Annotated in this window: 20 protein-coding genes; 7 read left to right on the plus strand and 13 right to left on the minus strand. The window is 67.7% G+C overall.

All coding sequences use genetic code 11. The features are described 5' to 3' along the window. The first annotated feature begins 192 nt into the window (after positions 1–192). Complete coding sequence (locus LK459_RS01405; RefSeq protein WP_227921333.1) at positions 193–1,293, plus strand: lytic transglycosylase domain-containing protein; 1,101 nt, start codon at positions 193–195, stop codon at positions 1,291–1,293. 78 nt (positions 1,294–1,371) lie between these two features. Further along, positions 1,372–2,517, plus strand: a complete 1,146-nt coding sequence (locus tag LK459_RS01410; protein ID WP_007238104.1) for an Mrp/NBP35 family ATP-binding protein — start codon at positions 1,372–1,374, stop codon at positions 2,515–2,517. A 35-nt stretch (positions 2,518–2,552) separates the two neighbouring features. Here LK459_RS01410 and tatB read toward each other — a convergent pair whose 3' ends face one another. The 4 genes from tatB to sigE form a co-directional block, all read right to left on the minus strand. Beyond that, complete coding sequence (gene tatB / locus LK459_RS01415; RefSeq protein WP_007238103.1) at positions 2,553–2,993, minus strand: Sec-independent protein translocase protein TatB; 441 nt, start codon at positions 2,991–2,993, stop codon at positions 2,553–2,555. 89 nt (positions 2,994–3,082) lie between these two features. Further along, positions 3,083–4,660, minus strand: a complete 1,578-nt coding sequence (locus tag LK459_RS01420) for a S1C family serine protease (RefSeq protein WP_227921334.1) — start codon at positions 4,658–4,660, stop codon at positions 3,083–3,085. A gap of 17 nt (positions 4,661–4,677) precedes the next feature. Beyond that, positions 4,678–5,397: a hypothetical protein gene (locus LK459_RS01425; protein ID WP_407648693.1), complete on the minus strand. Its 720-nt coding sequence runs from the start codon at positions 5,395–5,397 to the stop codon at positions 4,678–4,680. 157 nt (positions 5,398–5,554) lie between these two features. Continuing rightward, complete coding sequence (gene sigE, locus LK459_RS01430) at positions 5,555–6,139, minus strand: RNA polymerase sigma factor SigE (protein WP_039993767.1); 585 nt, start codon at positions 6,137–6,139, stop codon at positions 5,555–5,557. 526 nt (positions 6,140–6,665) lie between these two features. Here sigE and LK459_RS01435 point away from each other — a divergent pair. Beyond that, on the plus strand, positions 6,666–7,316 hold the full coding sequence (locus LK459_RS01435) for an O-methyltransferase (protein ID WP_227921336.1): 651 nt from the start codon (positions 6,666–6,668) through the stop codon (positions 7,314–7,316). Positions 7,317–7,353: 37 nt separating this feature from the next. Here the strand turns inward: LK459_RS01435 and manB are convergent, their stop codons facing one another. The 4 genes from manB to LK459_RS01455 form a co-directional block, all read right to left on the minus strand. Continuing rightward, the gene (manB, locus tag LK459_RS01440; protein ID WP_007238098.1) at positions 7,354–8,487 is read right to left on the minus strand and encodes a mannose-1-phosphate guanylyltransferase; all 1,134 of its coding nucleotides are present in this window, start codon (positions 8,485–8,487) and stop codon (positions 7,354–7,356) included. Next, positions 8,484–9,428, minus strand: coding sequence for a glycosyltransferase family 2 protein (locus tag LK459_RS01445; protein WP_407648694.1), 945 nt, complete (start codon positions 9,426–9,428; stop codon positions 8,484–8,486). The genes manB and LK459_RS01445 overlap by 4 nt, the downstream gene beginning before the upstream one ends. Further along, positions 9,406–10,470, minus strand: coding sequence for a dTDP-4-dehydrorhamnose reductase (gene rfbD / locus LK459_RS01450; RefSeq protein ID WP_227923520.1), 1,065 nt, complete (start codon positions 10,468–10,470; stop codon positions 9,406–9,408). Before rfbD ends, LK459_RS01445 begins: the two co-directional genes overlap by 23 nt. A 287-nt stretch (positions 10,471–10,757) precedes the next feature. Further along, positions 10,758–11,153: a hypothetical protein gene (locus LK459_RS01455; protein ID WP_227924030.1), complete on the minus strand. Its 396-nt coding sequence runs from the start codon at positions 11,151–11,153 to the stop codon at positions 10,758–10,760. Here LK459_RS01455 and LK459_RS01460 point away from each other — a divergent pair. The 4 genes from LK459_RS01460 to LK459_RS01475 all read left to right on the plus strand — a co-directional run bounded on the left by LK459_RS01460 (position 11,094) and on the right by LK459_RS01475 (position 14,730). Next, a complete protein-coding gene (locus LK459_RS01460) occupies positions 11,094–12,671 on the plus strand; it encodes an LCP family protein (protein WP_227923522.1) in 1,578 nt (525 codons plus the stop codon). The genes LK459_RS01455 and LK459_RS01460 overlap by 60 nt on opposite strands. Beyond that, on the plus strand, positions 12,671–13,381 hold the full coding sequence (locus tag LK459_RS01465) for a TIGR03089 family protein (protein ID WP_227921338.1): 711 nt from the start codon (positions 12,671–12,673) through the stop codon (positions 13,379–13,381). Before LK459_RS01460 ends, LK459_RS01465 begins: the two co-directional genes overlap by 1 nt. An 81-nt stretch (positions 13,382–13,462) precedes the next feature. Further along, positions 13,463–13,888, plus strand: coding sequence for a nitroreductase family deazaflavin-dependent oxidoreductase (locus LK459_RS01470; protein ID WP_227921339.1), 426 nt, complete (start codon positions 13,463–13,465; stop codon positions 13,886–13,888). After that, the gene (locus LK459_RS01475; RefSeq protein ID WP_227921341.1) at positions 13,885–14,730 is read left to right on the plus strand and encodes a dienelactone hydrolase family protein; all 846 of its coding nucleotides are present in this window, start codon (positions 13,885–13,887) and stop codon (positions 14,728–14,730) included. Before LK459_RS01470 ends, LK459_RS01475 begins: the two co-directional genes overlap by 4 nt. A 7-nt stretch (positions 14,731–14,737) precedes the next feature. On the opposite strand, the gene purE is transcribed toward LK459_RS01475, so the two are convergent. The 5 genes from purE to LK459_RS01500 all read right to left on the minus strand — a co-directional run bounded on the left by purE (position 14,738) and on the right by LK459_RS01500 (position 19,568). After that, positions 14,738–15,217, minus strand: coding sequence for a 5-(carboxyamino)imidazole ribonucleotide mutase (gene purE / locus LK459_RS01480; protein ID WP_227923524.1), 480 nt, complete (start codon positions 15,215–15,217; stop codon positions 14,738–14,740). 227 nt (positions 15,218–15,444) lie between these two features. Then, positions 15,445–16,764, minus strand: coding sequence for a 5-(carboxyamino)imidazole ribonucleotide synthase (locus LK459_RS01485; protein ID WP_227921342.1), 1,320 nt, complete (start codon positions 16,762–16,764; stop codon positions 15,445–15,447). Positions 16,765–16,855: 91 nt separating this feature from the next. Then, a complete protein-coding gene (locus tag LK459_RS01490) occupies positions 16,856–18,214 on the minus strand; it encodes a sensor histidine kinase (protein WP_227921343.1) in 1,359 nt (452 codons plus the stop codon). 47 nt (positions 18,215–18,261) lie between these two features. Continuing rightward, positions 18,262–18,936 carry a response regulator transcription factor gene (locus tag LK459_RS01495; protein WP_007240879.1) on the minus strand — a complete coding sequence of 225 codons (675 nt, stop codon included), beginning with the start codon at positions 18,934–18,936 and terminating at the stop codon, positions 18,262–18,264. After that, positions 18,933–19,568 carry a PH domain-containing protein gene (locus LK459_RS01500; RefSeq protein WP_227921344.1) on the minus strand — a complete coding sequence of 212 codons (636 nt, stop codon included), beginning with the start codon at positions 19,566–19,568 and terminating at the stop codon, positions 18,933–18,935. Before LK459_RS01500 ends, LK459_RS01495 begins: the two co-directional genes overlap by 4 nt. Positions 19,569–19,643: the final 75 nt, after the last annotated feature.

A 19,643-nucleotide genomic window follows, 5' to 3' on the forward strand; every position in this document is an offset into this window, starting at 1 on the left:
GGACCGGTGTCTGTCGAACGAAGTCGACCGACACCGGCTCGGCGACAGCACCCGGCGTTTCTTTCCGGGGTGGGCCCTTCCTGCTCGTGCACAACACGGCGGCTGGGCGCAGGCGGACTGTGGAGGCAATGGAGTGTCGGTGACGGGTCAGGATCGACGGATGGACATCGGTGGTCGCGTGGAGGTCTGGAGTTGAAGGCACCGCGCCCGTTTCGACGTCGTCGTGGCCCCAAGCGCACCCGACTGCCCGCTCGGGCACTCGCTGTCGGTGCCGGCGGAGCCCTCGTGGGAGCCATGGTCCTCGGGGCAGCCACATCCAGCGCCCAGGGAGGCGTGCCGACCGCGGCGCAGGTAGAACCCGAGAAGCAGCCGACAGTACTGGCCGCCGTCGCGCCGGCTGAGCCTGTGGCCTTGCTGGGATTCGCACCACCGCCCACCGTCTCGGCGGCCGCTGCCGAGGCAGCGGCTACCGCCGCACCCCAGTACCGACTCGCAGCTGATCTACCCTCGGGCCCGCTGGGCATCCCCGGCGTCGTGCTGCAGGCCTACAAGTTGGCCGCCAACCGCATCGGGTCGGAAGAAGCCCAATGCAAGCTGCCGTGGTTCCTGCTCGCCGGTATCGGGCGGATCGAGTCCAATCACGCGAGCAACGGTTCGGTCGACCAGTACGGCAACACCATCAATCCCATCGAGGGGCCCGTTCTCGACGGTTCCCTCGCGGGCAACGAGGTGATCCGACACCAGGGCGGCTTCGCGCGAGCGATGGGCCCCATGCAGTTCATTCCGAGTACCTGGGCGGCGTGGGGCGCCGACGCGAACGGCGACGGCAAAGCCGACCCGAACAACATCTTCGACGCCACCTACTCGGCCGGCCGGTACCTGTGCTCGGGTTTCACCGACATCATGACCGACAAGAACAAGGTCGCAGCTGTCTACCGCTACAACCACTCGATGGATTACGTGAACAACGTCCTCGCCTGGGCGGCCGCGTATGCGACCGGGGTGATGCCGACCAACCCGATCCCCGAGCCCAAACGACCGTCGTCGCCGTCGAGCTCCAAGCCGTCGAAGCCGGGTCAGCCGTCGAGCCCCGCGCCCTCGGCACCGGGCTCGCCGTCGGATTCGTCGTCACCGCCGAGTTCGACGACGCCGACCCAACAGTGTTTCGGTGCGCTCTGCCTGCCTCCGGGCATCACGATTCCCGGACAGCCCGCGCCCAAGCCGCAGGTGGCACCCAAGAAGCCGGGACCGGCCACCACGAGCACTCCAGCACTCAGGGTGGCGCCGCGGTAGCTGCCTACGCTGCGCTGGTGACGATGCGGTCCGCACCCGTTCTCTATCTGCACTGATCGCGGCGCTAAGCTGGCGGAGATGACTACCGGAGTCCAACCAACCGAGTCCGCGATCCGATCTGCACTGAGCAGGGTCAACGATCCCGAGATCGGCAAACCGATCACCGAGCTGGGGATGCTCAAGTCGGTGCAGGTCAACGACGATGCGAGTGTCGACGTCACCGTGTACCTCACGACGTCCGGGTGTCCGATGCGCAGCGAGATCTCCGGCCGCGTCGAAAAGGCCGTGGCCGATGTCCCCGGGGTCGGCACGATCCGTGTCGACCTCGATGTGATGGACGACGAGCAACGCACGGAACTCCGCAAGAAGCTTCGCGGGGACAAGGCGGAGCCCGTGATCCCGTTCGCGCAGCCCGGCTCGCTGACGCGGGTGTACGCCGTCGCGTCCGGCAAGGGCGGCGTGGGCAAGTCGTCGGTGACCGTGAACCTGGCGACCGCCCTCGCGCAACGCGGACTGTCGGTGGGGGTGCTCGACGCTGACATCTACGGTCATTCCGTCCCGCGCATGCTGGGCAGCGACGCCAAACCGACGCAGGTCGAGAAGATGATCATGCCGCCGATCAGCCACGACGTGCGGTTCATCTCGATAGGCCAGTTCACAGACGGGAACACCCCGGTCACCTGGCGCGGCCCGATGCTGCACCGGGCGCTGCAGCAGTTCCTCGCCGACGTCTATTGGGGTGACCTCGACGTGCTGCTCCTCGACCTGCCGCCGGGTACCGGCGACGTCGCCATCTCGATCGCACAGCTGATCCCGGGAGCCGAGATCCTCGTGGTCACCACACCGCAGCAGGCGGCCGCCGAGGTCGCCGAACGAGCAGGAGCGATTGCTCTCCAGACCAGGCAGAAGATCCTCGGTGTCGTGGAGAACATGTCCTGGCTCGAGTTGCCCGACGGCACACGCATGGAGCCGTTCGGTTCCGGGGGCGGCGAGAAGGTAGCCGAGCGGCTCACCCGCGCTGTCGGCTCACCTGTCGAGTTGCTCGGTCAGGTGCCGTTGGAGACCGCCCTGCGTGAGGGCGGCGATTCCGGTGAGCCCGTTGTGCTTTCGTCACCCGAGTCGGCGTCGGGTCGGGCACTGCGCGCGATCGCCGACAAGCTCGCGGTGCGTCGTCGCGGCCTGGCGGGCATGAGCCTGGGCATCGACACCACCCGGCACGGCTGAGGGAGCCGACGCCCACCGGGCACCCCGTGTGACCGTCAGGTCGCGTCCCAGTCGCTCACGTCGTGCTTGCGCCCGGTGGACTGCGTCGTCGTTCCCGAGACGGGATCGTCCGTGGGCACGGGCATCGGCGCCGAGACGGGCTTGATCGGCGGCGTCTGCCCATCGCGCTCGACGGTGTTCGACGACGGCCCGCTGGTGAAGATGGACGAGTCACCGTCGAAGAGGTGCTTGGTGACGATCGATTGCGGTGTCATGCCGCGGAGCTCGTTGAGCTGCGACAGCGGCTTGCGCAGCTCGTCGAACTCCGGACCGAAGTCGTTCTTCAACTGATCGGTCGCGCCCGTCGCGTACTCGCGTGCTTTACGAAGCGACTGCATCGTCCACGACACGGCGCCGGGCAGACGCTCGGGACCGAGGATGACCAACGCCGCGACGAGCAGGATGAGGACCTCACCCCAACCGACGCTGCTGAACATCGCACTTCCCTACTTCGTGAACGGATCCGACGATCGGAGTCCGGCGACCCGGTGTTCGGGCCCTGCGTTCGGACCCCTACCCGGTGCCGCTAGTCGCTGGCCGTGGTGATCGACCCGTTGAACGTTCGTCCGTCACGCCAGTACGTGAACGGCACCCGCTCACCGATCTTCGTCGTCCGGACCGCAACCGTCAATTCGTCGGCACTCTCGATGTTGCGGCCGTTGAAGGAGGTGATGACGTCGCTTTCCTTGACGCCCGCCTGCGCGGCAGGCCCGTCGGCGACGACATTCCGGATTCCCGCACCGAGCACTCTGTCGTTGCGGACCGAGCTGGCGCTGACGCCGATCTGCGGATGGTTGACCTTGCCGTCGCGGATGAGTGACTGCGCGATCGGGATGGCCTGGCTGATGGGAATGGCGAAGCCCGGACCGATCGAGCCGCCGGCTCCCGATGCGATGGCCGTGTTGATCCCGACCACGGCCGCCGACTCGTCAACGAGCGGGCCGCCGGAGTTGCCGGGGTTGATCGCCGCGTCGGTCTGGATGGCGTCGATCACCGCGTCGGTGTCGGATTCGGCGTCGGGGGGCAACGGCACTGCACGGTGCGTCGCGCTGACGATCCCGCTGGTGACAGTGCGGTCGAGCCCGAGCGGTGAACCGAACGCCACGACCTCCTCACCGATCTGCAGATCGTCGGAGTTCCCGATCTTCGCCACCGTCAGGTTCGCGACGTTGTCGACCTTGAGCACCGCGAGATCGGTGCGAATGTCGCGGCCGACGATGCGAGCGGGCACACGGTTTCGATCGGAGAACACGACCTCGAGCTTTGCGCTGCGATCATTGGCGGCCATCGAGATGACGTGATTGTTGGTGAGGATGTAGCCGGCGGAGTCGATCACGAACCCCGATCCGGTCCCGTAGGCGCTCGCTGTTCGCACATCCACCGAGACCACCGATTTCTCGACGGCCTTGGCGACTCGTGCGACCGCCGACTTCGGTTCTCCGCCACCGTCTCCGGCGTCGCCGGTCGAGAGTTTGACGGTATCGCTGTTCAGCGGTGACGCGACCTCCGCTGTCCACCTGCCGACCAACCCACCCAGGACGCCGATGAGAAGAGCGAGCACACCGAGCGCGGCCAGGGCGTACCACGTCACCCGCTTGCCGAACAGCACATCCTTGACGCCCAGTTTGGGTCCGGCGACAGTCGGCGGTACCGCCGACGCGTCCACGAGAGCGGGTGCGTCGAGGGAGGCGATGCTCTCCGGATCCCGCCACGGATCGGCAGGCGCGGGTTCATCGGTCGTGACGCCGTACGCGGCGAGCGGATCGCGCTGAAGTGTCTCGTCGGACCCCTCCGGCCTGCCGAACGCCTCGGCGAGCACCGGGTCAGGGGGCGCTATCTGTGGCGAGGGCTTCGTCGACGACGGGGTACTCGCGAAAGAGCCGCGGACACCATCGGGCCGACCGAACACCTGCGCGGTCGCCGGGGACACGGGGACGTGCCGTGGCTGGTTGCGCCGGGTTTCGCCGTCGGCATCGTCTCGTGGTGCCAGTCCACCCGTCGTGGAGGCGTTCTCGCGGCTGAAGGCGGAATCGTCCGGCTGCCGACGGCGCTGATCGCCGTCCGATCCGCCGGTAGCGGTGTCGTCGATGTCGTCTGCTCCCACGCGTTCGTTTCCGGTTCTCAGCGCCCGCGCCAGCGGTTACGGCGCCCGCGAACAGCCTCACCGTCGACCGGGTCACCCGACCCATTCACGGAGTTCGGTGCCGGGCGCGGTGCCCTCACGGGGCTCGGGGCAGGAGGTATGGCTGACGCGCTGAGCGCACCGGGGGCCGCGAGGGGGCCGTGCGACCGGCCACCGGGGAACGGGCTCGGACGACGACCGGCCTCGCGCCGGTCGTGCGTGCCGGTCATATCGATTTCGCGGGTGGGGATCTGACTCAACTGACCGAGCAGATCGGCAGGCATCGCCACCGTGCCGGAGTCACGCAGGCGCGTACGGGCATCGAGCTGCGCGTCGACGGCATCCATGCACTCGCGACACAGCGCGAGGTGATGCGTGGCCCTGACGTGCGCTGTCATTCCGAGTTCGCCGTCGACAAAGGCCGCGACGGCCTCAGGCGCGAGGTGCTCCGTCGAAGCGAATCGGCGGGGACGGGGGCGTCGAAAAGCGGGGTTGGGTGCGAACGAGGACGTGGCCGGCGACCACGTGGCCGGGTTCCATGGCGACCGGCGTCGTCCACGCAGATCCGGAGACTGGGCCACACCGCCGGGATGGGCCACACCGCCGGGATGAGCCGCATCGTCGACGTGCAGTGGGCGGTCGGGGCCTGGTGCCTCGACGTTCGCGCTGCTGTCGGCGTCCGTTGCGGGTTCTCGTGGATCCCGTCGGCCGTCCATCATGTGTGGTTCACCCCTCTTCACAGGTCTGCTCTCCGCGAGTGGAAGCGGAGTCGGCTCCGCTCGGCGAAGGTCGGCTGCTTGCCCGTGCCGGCACCACAGCCTATCCGAATCACCAACGGCACGACGGTGCCCGGGGTTCCCGGAGGGGGTGAGATGATCAGTTTCCGACGGCGACCGAGCGTCGGTTCTGGTGGCCACGGGCCGCGAGGTGATCGCGGATGGTCTGCCGCCCGCGGTGAATACGACTACGCACCGTTCCCAGCTTGACCCCCAGGGTGGTGGCGATCTCCTCGTAGGACAATCCCTCGATGTCGCACAGCACCACAGCCGCACGGAAGTCCGGGGTCAGTGAGTCGAGCGCCGCCTGAAGGTCGGGGTCGAGATTGGCGTCAGCGTAGATCTGCTCAGGGTCGGGGGTGTCGCCGGGAACGCGGTCGTACTCCTCGGGCAGCGCCTCCATGCGGATCTTGTTGCGACGGCGAACCATGTCCAGGAACAGGTTGGTGGTGATGCGGTGCAGCCAGCCCTCGAAGGTGCCTGGACGATAGTTCGACAGTGAGCGAAAGACCCTGATGAAGGTTTCCTGCGTCAGGTCCTCGGCGTCGTGCTGGTTGCCGGACAGTCGGTAGGCCAGTCGGTACACGCGGTCGGCGTGCTCACGGACCAGCTCATCCCACGTCGGCATCAGGAACTCGTCACCGGTCGCATCGAAACCCGCGGTTCCGGCAGGGATCACGTCCATCGTCTCGACCGACTGCGCTCCAGTATCCGACGATCCGCGCTCCACGTGCCCACCCTCCATCGATGCCGTGCTCTGTACTCCTGTGTTCAGTTCTGCGGTGGTGGACGTCTGGGGATCAGTCATCGCTGGTGGCCGGTTCCCTTCTGCTGTATGCGAGTGTGGAATCAGTGTCGAACCGGTGTCCCGCCCGACCACTCACGCGCCGGATATCCTGCGGCGACACGAGTGTGTTTCGACACGAATTCACTATCTTGAACACGCACCGGACGATGCCTATTCCGATCGCCGTGTCCGTGCTGTTGTCTCACCTTCTCCCACGGCGGTGTGGTCGCAGTGTGAGACGCCTGAGCTTTCACTGAGTAAGTCTTCGCTGAGTACGTTCTCCGCTGAACACGTTCTCCACTGAGTACGTCGGAGCCCTGGCCGATTCGGATGGGTCGGTTTTCGGTCCGCATGTCCACGAGCCTCGACACCCGAATCGGCGTCCCACTGTCATGCGAGGGCGTGGGCGGCCTAATGTCATGGCATGACCGATGCACGCACCGGTGCCGATGCCGCCGCCCTGATCGACTATGCCGAGTCGGCGATCGTCGAAGACGACGCGTTGGCCGCCGCGCGAACGCGCGCAGAAGAACTCGGTACCGAACCCGTCAGCCCAGCGGTGGGTGCACTGCTGGCGATGCTCGCCCGCACCTGTGACGCCCGTGCGGTCGCCGAGATCGGCACCGGAACCGGCGTCAGCGGCCTGTGGCTGCTGAGCGGCATGTCCGCCGAGGGAGTGCTGACGACGATCGATCCGGAACCCGAACACCATCGCGCGGCCCGAGCGTCCTTCTCCGGCGCCGACATCCCGCCCGGCAGAACCCGACTGATCAACGGGACGCCGCGCGAGGTGCTGCCGCGTCTGTCCGACGGTTCGTACGATCTCGTCTTCATCGACGGCCCGTTGATCGACCTCCCGACATTCGTCGACGAGGCGGTCCGGATGCTACGGCCCGGTGGTGTGGTCGTCGTGCACAACGCGACCGCATCGGGCGCTGTCGGAGATCCCACGCGCACCGACCCGGTGACCAGCGCCGCGCGGACCGCGGCGCTGCGGATCGCCGACGACGACCAGCTCCTGCCGGTGGTGGTGCCACTCGGTGGCGGGGTGCTCGCTGCCGCCAAGGCACGCTGACACGTCAGGCGCCACGCGCTCGCGCCGCCCCGAGGCGTCACACGTCGGTCGAGAAGCGCACACCCCCGTCGGGTAGCGCAACGCCCGGCCACACCCGCGCTCCACGCAACAACTCGCAGCGCGCTCCCACGTCAGCGCCGTCACCGATGACGGTGTCACGGATCAACGCCCGAGGACCGATCCGTGCGCCCTTGCCGACGATGCTGCGCTCGACCACGGCACCCGCTTCGACCACCGACCCGTCGAACAGCACGGCACCGTCGAGCCGTGCACGCGGTCCGACCTCGCACCCGCGGCCGACCACTGTCCCGCCGATGAGGACGGCGCCCGGCGCGATGCCCGCACCCTCGTGGACCAGCGACTCACCGTGTCGATCGCCGAGGGCCGGCGAGGGGGCGATGCCCCGCACGAGGTCGGCGGAGCCGCGCACGAAGTCCTCGGGCGTCCCCATGTCCCGCCAGTAGGTGTGGTCGACATAGCCCTGGACGTGCTTGCCGTCGGCGAGCAGGCTCGGAAACACCTCGCGCTCCACCGACACCTCGCGACCCGCGGGGATCTGCTCGATGATCTCGCGGCGGAACACGTAGGTGCCCGCGTTGATCTGATCGGTCGGCGGGTCCTGGGTCTTCTCCAGGAATGCGGTCACCCTGCCGTTGTCGTCTGTCGGCACCGATCCGTAGGCGCGCGGGTCACCGACACGGACGAGATGCAGCGTGACGTCGGCGTCGCTGCGCTGATGCGTCGCGACCACCTGACCGATGTCGGTACCGCTGAGCACGTCGCCGTTGAACACCACGACGTCTTCGGCAGTGAGGAGATCGAGCACGTTACGGATGCCGCCACCGGTGCCGAGCGGCTCGTCCTCAGTGACGTACCGCATGCGCAGGTCGAGTTTCGACCCGTCACCGTAGTACTCGGAGAACACCGACGCCTTGAACGAGGTGCTCAGCACGACGTCGGTGATTCCGGCCGCGCGGATACGCGACAGGAGATGCGTCAGGAACGGCAGGCCTGCCACCGGGAGCATCGGCTTGGGCGCCGACAGCGTGAGCGGGCGTAGGCGCGTTCCCTTTCCACCGACGAGAATCACCGCCTGCGTCTTCGACATGTCGACGTCTGCACTGGGCGTCGGAGCCGCCGTTGCCGTGCTGGGGACGCTGAATCCGGTCACTTGTCGTGTCCTCTCGAGGTGGTCGAATCATCATCGATCGTGTCTCGCCCCGCCGCACGTACGGCGAGGCGGGAGCGGAGTGCGAGACCTATGCGCAAAGCGAGACGGATCGGCGCACGAAGCGGCCCCGGATTGCGGTCGGCCTGGAACTGGTAGGCACTGCGGTGGTGTGCGGGAAGCATGGCACCGGGGTCACGACCGGCGCTGTGTCCCTTCGTGTGGGTGACCTCGGCTCCGGGCACGTAGAGGTTCAGCCAGCCCGCCCTGCCGAGGCGGTCACCGAGGTCGACGTCCTCCATGTACATGAAGTACCGCTCGTCGAATCCACCGATCGCCTCGAATGCCTCGCGCCGCACCAGCAGACACGAACCCGACAGCCAGCCGACGGGTCGCTCGCTCGGCTCGACGTCGTCGGCGCGGTAGGCGGCAGTCCACGGATTCGACTTCCAGATCGTGCCGAGCAGCGCGTGCCCGGTTCCCGACACGAGGCTCGGCACGCGACGCGCGGACGGATAGATCGAACCGTCGGGCTCGTAGATCAAAGGGCCGAGCGATCCCGCGCGCGGCCACCGCGCCGCCGCCGCGACGAGCTCGTCGATGGCACCGGGCGACCACTCGACGTCCGGATTGGCGATCACGATGAACTCGACGTCCGGCCCGAGTTCGGCGACGGCCCGATTGATACCCCCGCCGTACCCGATGTTGCCGCCGGTGTGCACCAACGTCACGTTGTCGTGGTCGCGGGCAGCCGCTTCGGGCGCGCCGTCGCCCGAGCCGTTGTCGGCGATGATGACACGGGGAACCGAGGAGGTCGCATGGTCGAGACTTTTCAAGAAGGTCTCCACGTGGCCGCCGGACCAATAGGTCACCGTCACGACACCGAGGGCTGAAGTCACCCGGTCAGGGTAACGAACGGCCTCAGCCGACGCCGACGACGGCATCGGTGATCGCCGCGTGCAGAGCCGCACGCCATTCGCGGAGTGGGGTCAGTCCGGCACGAGCCCACGAGGCAGCGTCGAGGACCGAGTAGGCCGGGCGCGGCGCCGGCCTGGGGAATTCGTCGGTCGTGACCGGCGAGACACGCTCGGGATCTGCTCCGACCTCGGCGAACACCGCTTGCGCGACGTCGAACCAGGTGGCCTCGCCGGCATTGGTGGCGTGCAGCACCGTTCCGCCCACCGCATCGTCGCCGGAACGGGCGGCCAGTTCCCATAATCCGTCTGCCAGGTCGCGGGCATAGGTCGGCGACCCGGTCTGATCGTCGACGACGGTGATCGCGTCACGCGTCGCCTCGAGACGGCGCATCGTGCCGACGAAGTCTGGACTATCGGCACCGCCGGTGTACACCCATGCCGTGCGCACGACGGTGACAGACGGGTCGGCAGCCCGCGCAGCGTGCTCGCCCTCGAGTTTGGTTGCGCCATAGACGGTCTCGGGTGCATCAGCACTGTCGACCTCGACCGCTTCGTACGGCGTCGTCCGCGGTTCGCGGCGCGGCGCGTCGGCGCGCGGGGTGCCGGCGGCGGCACCTCCGAAGACGTAGTCGGTGGAGATGTGGATCAGCCATGCCCCGGCCTGCGATGTCTGTGCCGCGAGATGCGCGGGCCCCAGAGCGTTGACCGCGGCGGCCCGCTGCGGTTCCGACTCAGCAGCGTCGACGTTCGTGTACGCCGCACAATTGACGACGACGTCTCCCGCGGCGAGATCGACGAAGGCGTCGGCTACCGACGCAGCATCGGTGATGTCGACCTCACGCGACGTCAGTGCACGCACACGAGGAGATCTGCGCGGAGACTCGAGCAGCGCCGTGCCGAGTTGACCTCCCGCTCCGACGATCCACACAGTGCCGGCCACCGCTTCCGTACCCGTCGCAGGAACCTCGCCTGCCACGGCACCCGGGTGCGGAACCGACACCGGGTTGCCGCCAGACGGCGCGGCGTCCGGTCCGCCCGCGGCCGCGTTTGATCCACCGTCTCCGTACATGGCCTCATCGTGCCGCACACCACGCTCGGATGCGTTGCGACCCGGCTGCTCGGCGTCCGAGGTGTCGATCATCACGCCGGACGTTTCGCGTCGCCGACATCCGTCGGCGTTGCAACCGCGATATCCGGCGCCACTTCAGTAGCCTGACGTCAGTGCAACAACTTCAGTAACGTCAACCTCTTGAATAACGGCTCTCACATGCGTCCCGCGGGGAACGGGACGTGACTCCCCTACCGGAGTTCGAACGCCGGATTCGACGATTGCAAAGGATCTGACCACTCGTGGAGTCACGACCCGAAGGCGCGCGACGGCGGCCCACCGGCCCACAACGCGCCGACGAGTCCCAGGCGGCCCATCCTCGACGCGCCGGCCAGGACGCGCGCGACCAGCCCCGCGGCCCCCGCCGGAGCCGCCAACACCCCGAGGCCGCCGCGCCCGGCGCACGTCGCCACGGCAGCACAGACGCACGGCGTCGACCCGATGCAGACGCACGGCGTCGGCCCGACCCAGACGCACGGCGTCGAGGACGGCCGGATGCGCAGCGGACGCGCGCCCAGCAACCGCCGCGACGGACCCGACCCGACGCGGGCACCCACGCGCCCGGGCGGGCGTCGGAAAACGAGATCCCAGGCGAGCCGGTCGGCCGACGCCGACCTCGCCAACGTCGCTCCGGAGAGATTCACACGACGAAATCGTCGTCGGAGACGAACTCGACCGCGCCGCCGCCACCTCCGCCACCCGCTCGCGGGGCACTCGCGACAGCAGGCGCATTCGGCCGTAAGGCATGGGGACGTGGCCTGGTCGCGCTCGTGTCGGTCGCCGTCCTTGTCTGCACCGGATACGCGTGGAGCAGTGTCAACGGCCTCACGTCGAAGATCACGCAACTCGGCGGCCTCGGTCTCGGCGGGGCAGACGACGGCGCCACCGACATCCTGCTGGTGGGCACGGACTCGCGCACGGATGCCAAGGGCAAGCCACTCTCTCCCGAAGAGCTCAAATGGCTGCGAGCGGGCGACGACGTCTCCACGAACACCGACACCATCCTGCTCATCCGCATCCCCAACGACGGATCGTCGGCGACGGCGATCTCGATCCCCCGCGACTCGTACGTGTCCGTGCCCGGCATCGGGATGTCCAAGATCAACGCGGCCTACGGCACGACCCGCGAGGGCACACGCAGGACAGCCGTCGAAGCGGGCAAGCCCGAGAACGAGGCCGAACGCGAGGGCACCCTCGCCGGCCGCAAAGCCCTGATCGACACCGTTGCCGATCTCACCGGAGTCAAGGTCGACCACTACGCCGAGGTCGGTCTACTCGGCTTCGCGTTGCTGACCAAGGCTGTCGGCGGCGTCGACGTGTGCCTCAAAGACGCTGTGAACGAACCGTTCTCGGGCGCACGCTTTCACGCGGGCAGGCAGACGCTCAACGGCCCACAGGCTCTGAGCTTCGTTCGCCAACGACACGGACTACCGCGCGGCGACCTCGACCGCATCACACGCCAGCAGGTCTACATGGCCTCGCTGACGCAGAAGATCCTGTCGGCACACACCCTGACCGATCCGTCCAAGCTCAACGAACTCGAGGACGCCGTCTCGCGATCGGTGGTCATCGACGACGACTGGAACGTGGTGCAGTTCGCCGAGCAGCTCAAGGATCTCAGCGGAGGCCGGGTGAAGTTCGCGACGATCCCAGTGCTCGACGAGCACGGGTGGAGCGAAGACGGGCAGCAGAGCGTCGTGTCCGTCGACCCGAATGCCGTGCACGTCTTCACCAGCAATCTGCTCGACAGCGGAGCGTCGAAGCCCCAATCGCAGCGAGGCGACTACACGGTCGACGTCGACAACGCGGGCACCATCGACGGCCTCGCGGGTAACGTCTCGAACATCCTGACCAACAAGGGATTCCATGCGGGCAAGACCAGCAGCACGCCGGCGGACATCAAGGATTCGGTGATCTACGCGCACAGTGCGGACAACGCGGGTGCGCAGTTGCTCGCCAAGGACCTGCAGGCGGTGCGGATCGAGGCACAACCCGACCTCGACGAGCATCACCTCAAGTTGGTCCTCACCAACACCTTCGCCGGACCGGGTTCCATCGCTGACACCGGACCGCAGACGGACAACGCACCCGCGAGTGCGCGAGTCGGCAACAACGCCCCGCCGATCACAGCGGGAACAGACGGACCGGTGTGTGTGAACTGATGAGCGGCGACACAGTGACGACCACACTCCTCGGACGCGTCGACGATTGGGCCCGGCCCCTTCTGACCTACTACGACGACCACACCGGCGAGCGCACCGAGTTGTCTGCGGCGACGCTGGGCAATTGGGCGGCGAAGACCGCCAACTACCTGCTCGTCGAGGTGGGACTGGTACCCGGCGACGACGTCGTGGTCGATCTGCCAGAGCATTGGCAGAGCGCTGCGATCCTGCTGGGCTCGTGGTGGGTGGGCGCCCATGTGCATGTCGACACCGAGAGCGACACCGCTCGTGTCGTGTTCACGAGCGCGGCCGGTATCGACACCCACGCCGATGCCGAAGAGTTGGTCGTCGCCTCTCTCGACCCGTTCGGGCTCGGCGTCGCCGACCTCCCGCCCGGGGTCAGCGACTACGCATCGGCCGTCCGCGTGCATGGCGATCAGTACTCCCCGCCCCGCTACTCCGGTGCGGCACTCGACGGTCGGACGACGACAGAGGTGCTCGACTCCGCGTCGACGCTCGCCTCCTCCGCCGGCATCGGGTCCACCAACCGCGTACTCTCCACACGCGAATGGCACACCGGCACAGGAATTCTCACCAATCTCGTCACACCTTTGAGCATCGGAGCAAGCCTGGTGTGGGTCTCACCAACGCCCGACACCGATCTCGCTTCGCGGGCGGCATCCGAACGCGCCGACCTCGTACTCGAGTGACACCGACGCACTGCCTGCCGGGCGCACTCCGATTAACGCTGCCTCTTCACGGAGTGCGCCCCATACGGCAGAGTGGTGATCATGCAGTTGCCCGACTGGCTGGCACGCGCCAACAAGAAGATCACCAATCCGATCCAACGCCGCTGGGCGCCGTATCTGCCACCGTGGGCCATGGTGCACCACGTCGGTCGTCGTAGCGGACGCACCTACTCGACTCCTGTCCTCGCGTGGGTCGGCGGCACGCGCGACGAGCCGAAGCTCTTCATCATCCTCGCCTATGGCCGGGACACCGACTGGGTACGCAACACACTGGCCGCCGGCTCCGCGGGGATCACGAGAAAAGGCAAGCAGTACACATTGATCCGTCCCACCATCATCCCGTCCGACTCACCCGACCTGCCGCCGGTAGCCCGACTGGCCGGTCGACAATTCGACTGGGCACTGCAGGGCAGCCTTGTTCCGACAGAACGCGCACAGGACACCGGCGGGACGAAGGCGGCGCGGTGACCCGCGGCTCCTCCGACGACCAGCTCACCGACTTCGACGTCCGGATCGCGACTCACAACGGCGTCAGCCGTCGGGTCTACAGCCTCGGCGACGGTCCGGCGGTCATCGTGATAGCCGAGATGCCCGGCATCAGTCCTGATGTCGCCGATTTCGCACGCAAGGTCGCAGCGCTGGGGGCGACCGCGGTGATGCCATCGCTCTTCGGCGTCGACGGGCGCGACCCGAGGCCGTCGAATCTCGGTGTCGTGGGTGCCGCGACCACAATGCTCGGAACCCTTGCGCGGGCATGCATCAGTCGAGAGTTCACCATCCTGGCATCGGGTAAGACCTCACCGGCGGCCGACTGGATGCGTGCGCTCGCCGCCGAGGAGCACGAGCGGTGCGGCGGCCCCGGTGTGGGGGCGGTGGGCATGTGCTTCACAGGTGGGTTCGCCCTCGCGATAGCAACCGACGAACGAATGCTGGCACCCGTGGTCGCGCAACCGTCGTTGCCGGGTGCCCTGACTCCGCGACTGGCTCACTCGATCGACGTGAGTCCCGAGGACCTGCGCACGGTGGTCGCACGCTGCGAACGCGGGCTCGACGTGATGGGCGTGCGTTTCTGCGGTGACCGGATGTCACCGGCATCGCGTTTCCGGTTCCTGCGTGAGCTCCTCGGGGACTCGTTCCTCGCCATCGAGATACCCGACTCTGCCGCCAATCCCGAATCACCGCTTCCCACACCACATTCGCCGTTGACCGTCGATCTCATCGACGCGCCGGGCGAGCCGACCCATGATGCGCTGACCGAAGTACTCGAGTTCCTCGCGACACGCCTCGGACTTGTGCCCGGCGATCGCTGAGGTCTACTCAGTCTCCGCCGAGCAACTTGTCGCGCAACGCCGCGTCCTTGTCGAGCACGAGTTGTTCGAGGCTGCTCTGGAACGCTTCCATCCTCGACCGGAGAACGGGATCCGACGATCCGAGAATCCGCACGGCGAGCAGCCCGGCGTTGCGCGCGCCGCCGACGGACACGGTGGCCACCGGAACGCCCGCGGGCATCTGCACGATGGAGAGCAGGGAGTCCATGCCGTCGAGGTAGCGCAGCGGGACCGGTACTCCGATCACCGGGAGCGGTGTCGCCGCGGCGACCATACCCGGAAGGTGCGCGGCTCCTCCCGCTCCGGCGATGATGACCTCGATACCTTCTCCCGCAGCCGACTTGGCGTAATCGAGCATGCGTTGTGGTGTGCGGTGTGCCGAGACGACCCCGACCTCGAACGGGACGTCGAACTCGGCGAGCGCCTCGGCTGCCGCTTCCATGGTCGGCCAGTCCGAGTCGCTGCCCATGATCAGTCCGACGCGGGCGCGGTGGCGGAGCACGGTCTCTTCCGTCGCCCCGTCCACCGTTCCGGCGCCATCCGCATCGCCGTCGCGTGCGTCGCCGTCAGGTGCTTCGTCGATTGTCTCGCCGTCGTGTGTGTCGGCACCGTCTGCCCCGACACCGCTTCCGGCGATCGTCTCGTCATCGGTTGCGTCTGTCTCGTGATCCACCGGGTCGCCTGTCGTCTCGTCGTTCATGAATGTGGGTCCCAACCGTCCGTCCATTCCGCGTGTGACATCCAATGCGCCGCGCGCTCGGCGCGTTCGCGGACCGACGCCGCGTCGTCGCCGGGCCTACCCACGATGTTGACATGTCCGATCTTCCGATCGGGACGTTCACCCTTCCCGTAGAGGTGGATCCTCGCGTCGGGCATGCGTGCCATGAGATGGTGCGTCCGCTCGTCCATCGACATCTTTGGCGCCTGCGGGGCCCCGAGGATGTTGGCCATCACGGTGACCTCCGCACGCGGCGCCGTGTCGCCGAGCGGATAGTCGAGGACGGCCCGCAGATGCTGTTCGAATTGCGACGTCACCGCACCGTCCATGGTCCAGTGACCGCTGTTGTGCGGGCGCATCGCGAGCTCGTTGACCAACAGGTCGCCGTCCGTGGTCTCGAAGAGTTCCATGGCCATCACGCCGATGACGCCGAGTTCGGACGCCAGCCGCAAAGCCATCTCCTGAGCGCGCTCCGCGGTCTCGACACCCAGGTCCGGCGCGGGGGCCGTCACCACCGCGCACTGGCCGTTGCGTTGCACGGTCTCGACCACCGGCCATGCACCGCCCTGCCCGAACGGTGAACGTGCGACCATGGCCGAGAGTTCGCGTCGCATCGCCACCTTCTCCTCGGCGATCAGGTCGACCCCTGCGGCGAACTGCTCGTCGAACACGGCAAGCGCATCGGGGCCGGTGTCGACGATCCACACGCCGCGCCCGTCGTATCCGCCACGCACTGCCTTGAGCACGATGTGCCACCCGTGCCGTTCACCGAACTCGACCAGTCGCGCGCGGGCCATACCGAGGTCTCCGGCGAGGTCGGCGAAGTCGGGCACGGGGAGGCCGAGTTCACCGAGCTTGACCCGCATGGCCCGTTTGTCCTGGGCGTAGAGCAGCGCGGCCGACGGCGGTCGGACCGCGACACCCTCGGACTCGAGCACGCGCAGATGCTCGAGCGGCACGCCCTCGTGGTCGAAGGTGAGAGCCACTGCGCCGGCGACAGCGCGACGCAGATCGCCGACGTCGTCGTGCGATCCGATCACCACGTCGGCGCTGACCTGGGCGGCGGGGTCGGTAGGGCTCGCGGCCAGCACGCGCAGGCACTCGCCCAGCGCGATCGACGCCTGGTGGGTCATCCTGGCGAGCTGACCGCCGCCGATCATGGTCACGGTGGGCAAGACATCACGCGCCGGGATCGTCCGGGCAGCAGCGTCCGGCGGCGGCGCATCGGTCGGATCGGTGTCGGTGCCCCCGTCGACGCTCGGGCCGGCGTCGGGATCTCGCGCAGTCACGCGCTCCATCGTGGCATGACCCGTCCGTGGGCCGCGTGCCCGACCTGGGTTTCCGACGTCCGACGATGTCGTGCGTGCACGGGTCGGGTCTGCGCCGTCCTCACCGATGCGGCACCCGGTCGCGCCGGATACCCACGCGCGTCGCGGCGTCGCCCGGCGTCGGCGACCCGTCCGCAGCTTCGCTTCCCGCGCTGTCGGCTCCGGCCGCAGCCGGCACGACGATCGCGAACACCGGTGGCCGCCGCGAGGTGAGTTCGAGTCGTCCCCCGTCGGCCTCGACGAGTGCCCGCGCCAGCGACAATCCCACACCGTTACCCGCTCCGCCGGAGAAACCGCGTCGGAAGATGTCGGTCGCCACGTCATCGGCGACACCGCTGCCCTCGTCGGCGACGGTGATGCGCAACATGTCGCCCTTGAGGTCGCTGACCGAGATCCGACATTCGCCGCTACCGTGTTGCAGCGCGTTGTCGACGAGCACACTCACCGCCTCGCGCAGTCGACCGGGACGAGCACTGCGCGCCACCGCATCCCCCTGGAACGAGGCGACGAGGTTGCGACCAGCAGCCGTGAAGGCCTGGTCGAAGTCACCCACCAGTGTCGTGACCAGCGAAGATACGTCGACGGTGTCCGGCTGCGCCGGATCGTCGCGTGAGGCGGCGACGAGTTCGTCGAGTTCGGCCGCGAGACGATCCACCTGTCCGAGCGCCGCCTCGGCCTCGGTCACGACCGCAGGATCCTCGTGCAGCGACAGCTCGTCGAGTCGCAGTTGGATGGCGGTGAGGCGCGAGCGGATCTGGTGCGAGACGTCGCCGACGATCTCGCCCTCGCGCTCGAGCCTGAGTGCGATCTCGGCGTTCGCGTCACCCAGCGCGCGCGACACGCGGTCGAGTTCGTCGATGCCGTAGGTCTTCCACCGCGACCGGAAGTCGCCACGGGCCATCTTCTCCGAGCGGTCGGCCAGATCGATGAGAGGGTCCGCGATCCGACCGGCGGTCACCGCTGCGGCCACGGTCCCCGCTGCCATTGACCCTGCGACCACGATGCAGACGATGCCGACCGCCGCGAGCTGATCGCTGCGCACAGCGTCCATCGGGATCTCGAGGATCAGTGAGCCCGCAGCACCGAGGCCGATCGAGTCGGACATCGTCTTCCCGTTGATGTCGGAGCCGATCGACGTGCTGCTCATTTTCCCGTCACGTCCGTGATATCGGAGTGTGAGTCTGCCGTCCTCGGGAAGCACGAGCCGGATCGACTCGGAGTCGATGACGGAGCCGTCGAGGTGCTCACCCATCTCGGCCTGTCGGATGATCTGATCCGAGATCGTCTTCAGACGTGAATCCATCGACTGATGTGCACTGTCGGCCACCCACCACCACGCGACGACGCTGAGTGGGATTCCCAGCAGCGCGCCGACCGCCACCAACATGGCGATCATCGTGTAGAGAATCCGGCGGCGCATCAGGTCACTGTTCCGGGCATGCCGTGCTGTCTGCCAACCATGCTGCGCTAGGCGTCGAAGCGGAAACCGACGCCGCGCACGGTGACGATGTGTCGGGGTCGATCGCGGCGGTCGTCGCCGATCTTGCGACGCAGCCAGGAGATGTGCATGTCGAGGGTCTTCGACGAGCGCAGGTCCGCCGATCCCCACACCTCCGTGAGGATCTCGTCGCGCGACACCACCTGGCCCGCTCGCTCCATGAGGAAGCGCAGCAGGTCGAACTCGCGGTTGGCCAGCACCAGGTCTTCGCCGTTGACCAGGACCCGACGCCCGCGGGCGTCCAGTTGGATGTCGCCACCGTTGAGGACGACGTCGACGGTCTGCCTGCGCCGCAGCAGCGCCCGAACGCGTGCCAACAGTTCGGCCAGGCGGAACGGCTTTCCCACGTAGTCGTCGGCCCCCGCGTCCAGACCCACGACGAAGTCGACCTCGTCGGTGCGTGCGGTCAACATCAGCACCGCGAGCTCGGGACGCTCGACGCGGACCCGACGACACACCTCCAGTCCGTCCATCTCGGGAAGCCCGAGGTCGAGGATGAGTAATTCGTAACGATGATCGCGCGCCTGCTCGAGAGCCTCCGAACCCGTCCCGACCACGTCACATCCATAACCCTCGCGCGCCAGCGCGCGCGCCAGTGGTTCCGCGATCGCAGCATCGTCCTCTGCGAGCAATACATCAGTCATCGCCTGTCGACCTCCACCCGGCGAGAGTACGCGGAATCGCCACCACGTCCCCGACCATCCGCCTCGCGTCCGTGTCCTGTGTGGGGGAACTCGTGGCGCTCGTCGAATTCGTCACGGTGATCGAAGACCTCGTGACGGGGCTGGTCGAAGACCTCGTGATACAGCAGGGTGTGAACGCGCTCGACCTGCGGAACATCGTCGAAGAGCAGCGGTTCGTCGGAGGCCGATTCGATGATCAGGGTGCCGGTGCGCAGCATCCGGTCGAGCAGCCCGTGTCGGAACTCGACGGTGTTGATGCGCCTGACGGGGATGTCTATCCCGGACCGGGTGAGAACGCCTCGGCGGAAGATCACACGCCGGTCGGTGAGGATGAAGTGAGTCGATTTCCAGCCGATCAGTGGCCGGAGGAAAAACCACACCGCCAGGGCGGCCCAACACACCGCGACGAGGATGTTCAGCACCATCGAGAGGGTCGGGTCGATCGTCGACGCCCCGATCGCACCTGCCGCCAGACCTGCGAGTCCCGTGCCCAGGACGAAGATCGAGAAGGGCCCGATCAGACACTTCCAGTGCGGGTGGTGGTGCACCACGACCCGCTCTCCGGCGGCGAGGTTGTCCCGGGGGAACGACATGGAACTCAGAATATCCGCAGATGAACGAGCTGTAGGTCAACCCTGCCCGAGAGCGGGAGCCCGCTCGGTAGACTC

The sequence above is a fragment of the Gordonia otitidis genome, from assembly GCF_020735545.1.
Lineage (GTDB): Bacteria > Actinomycetota > Actinomycetes > Mycobacteriales > Mycobacteriaceae > Gordonia > Gordonia otitidis.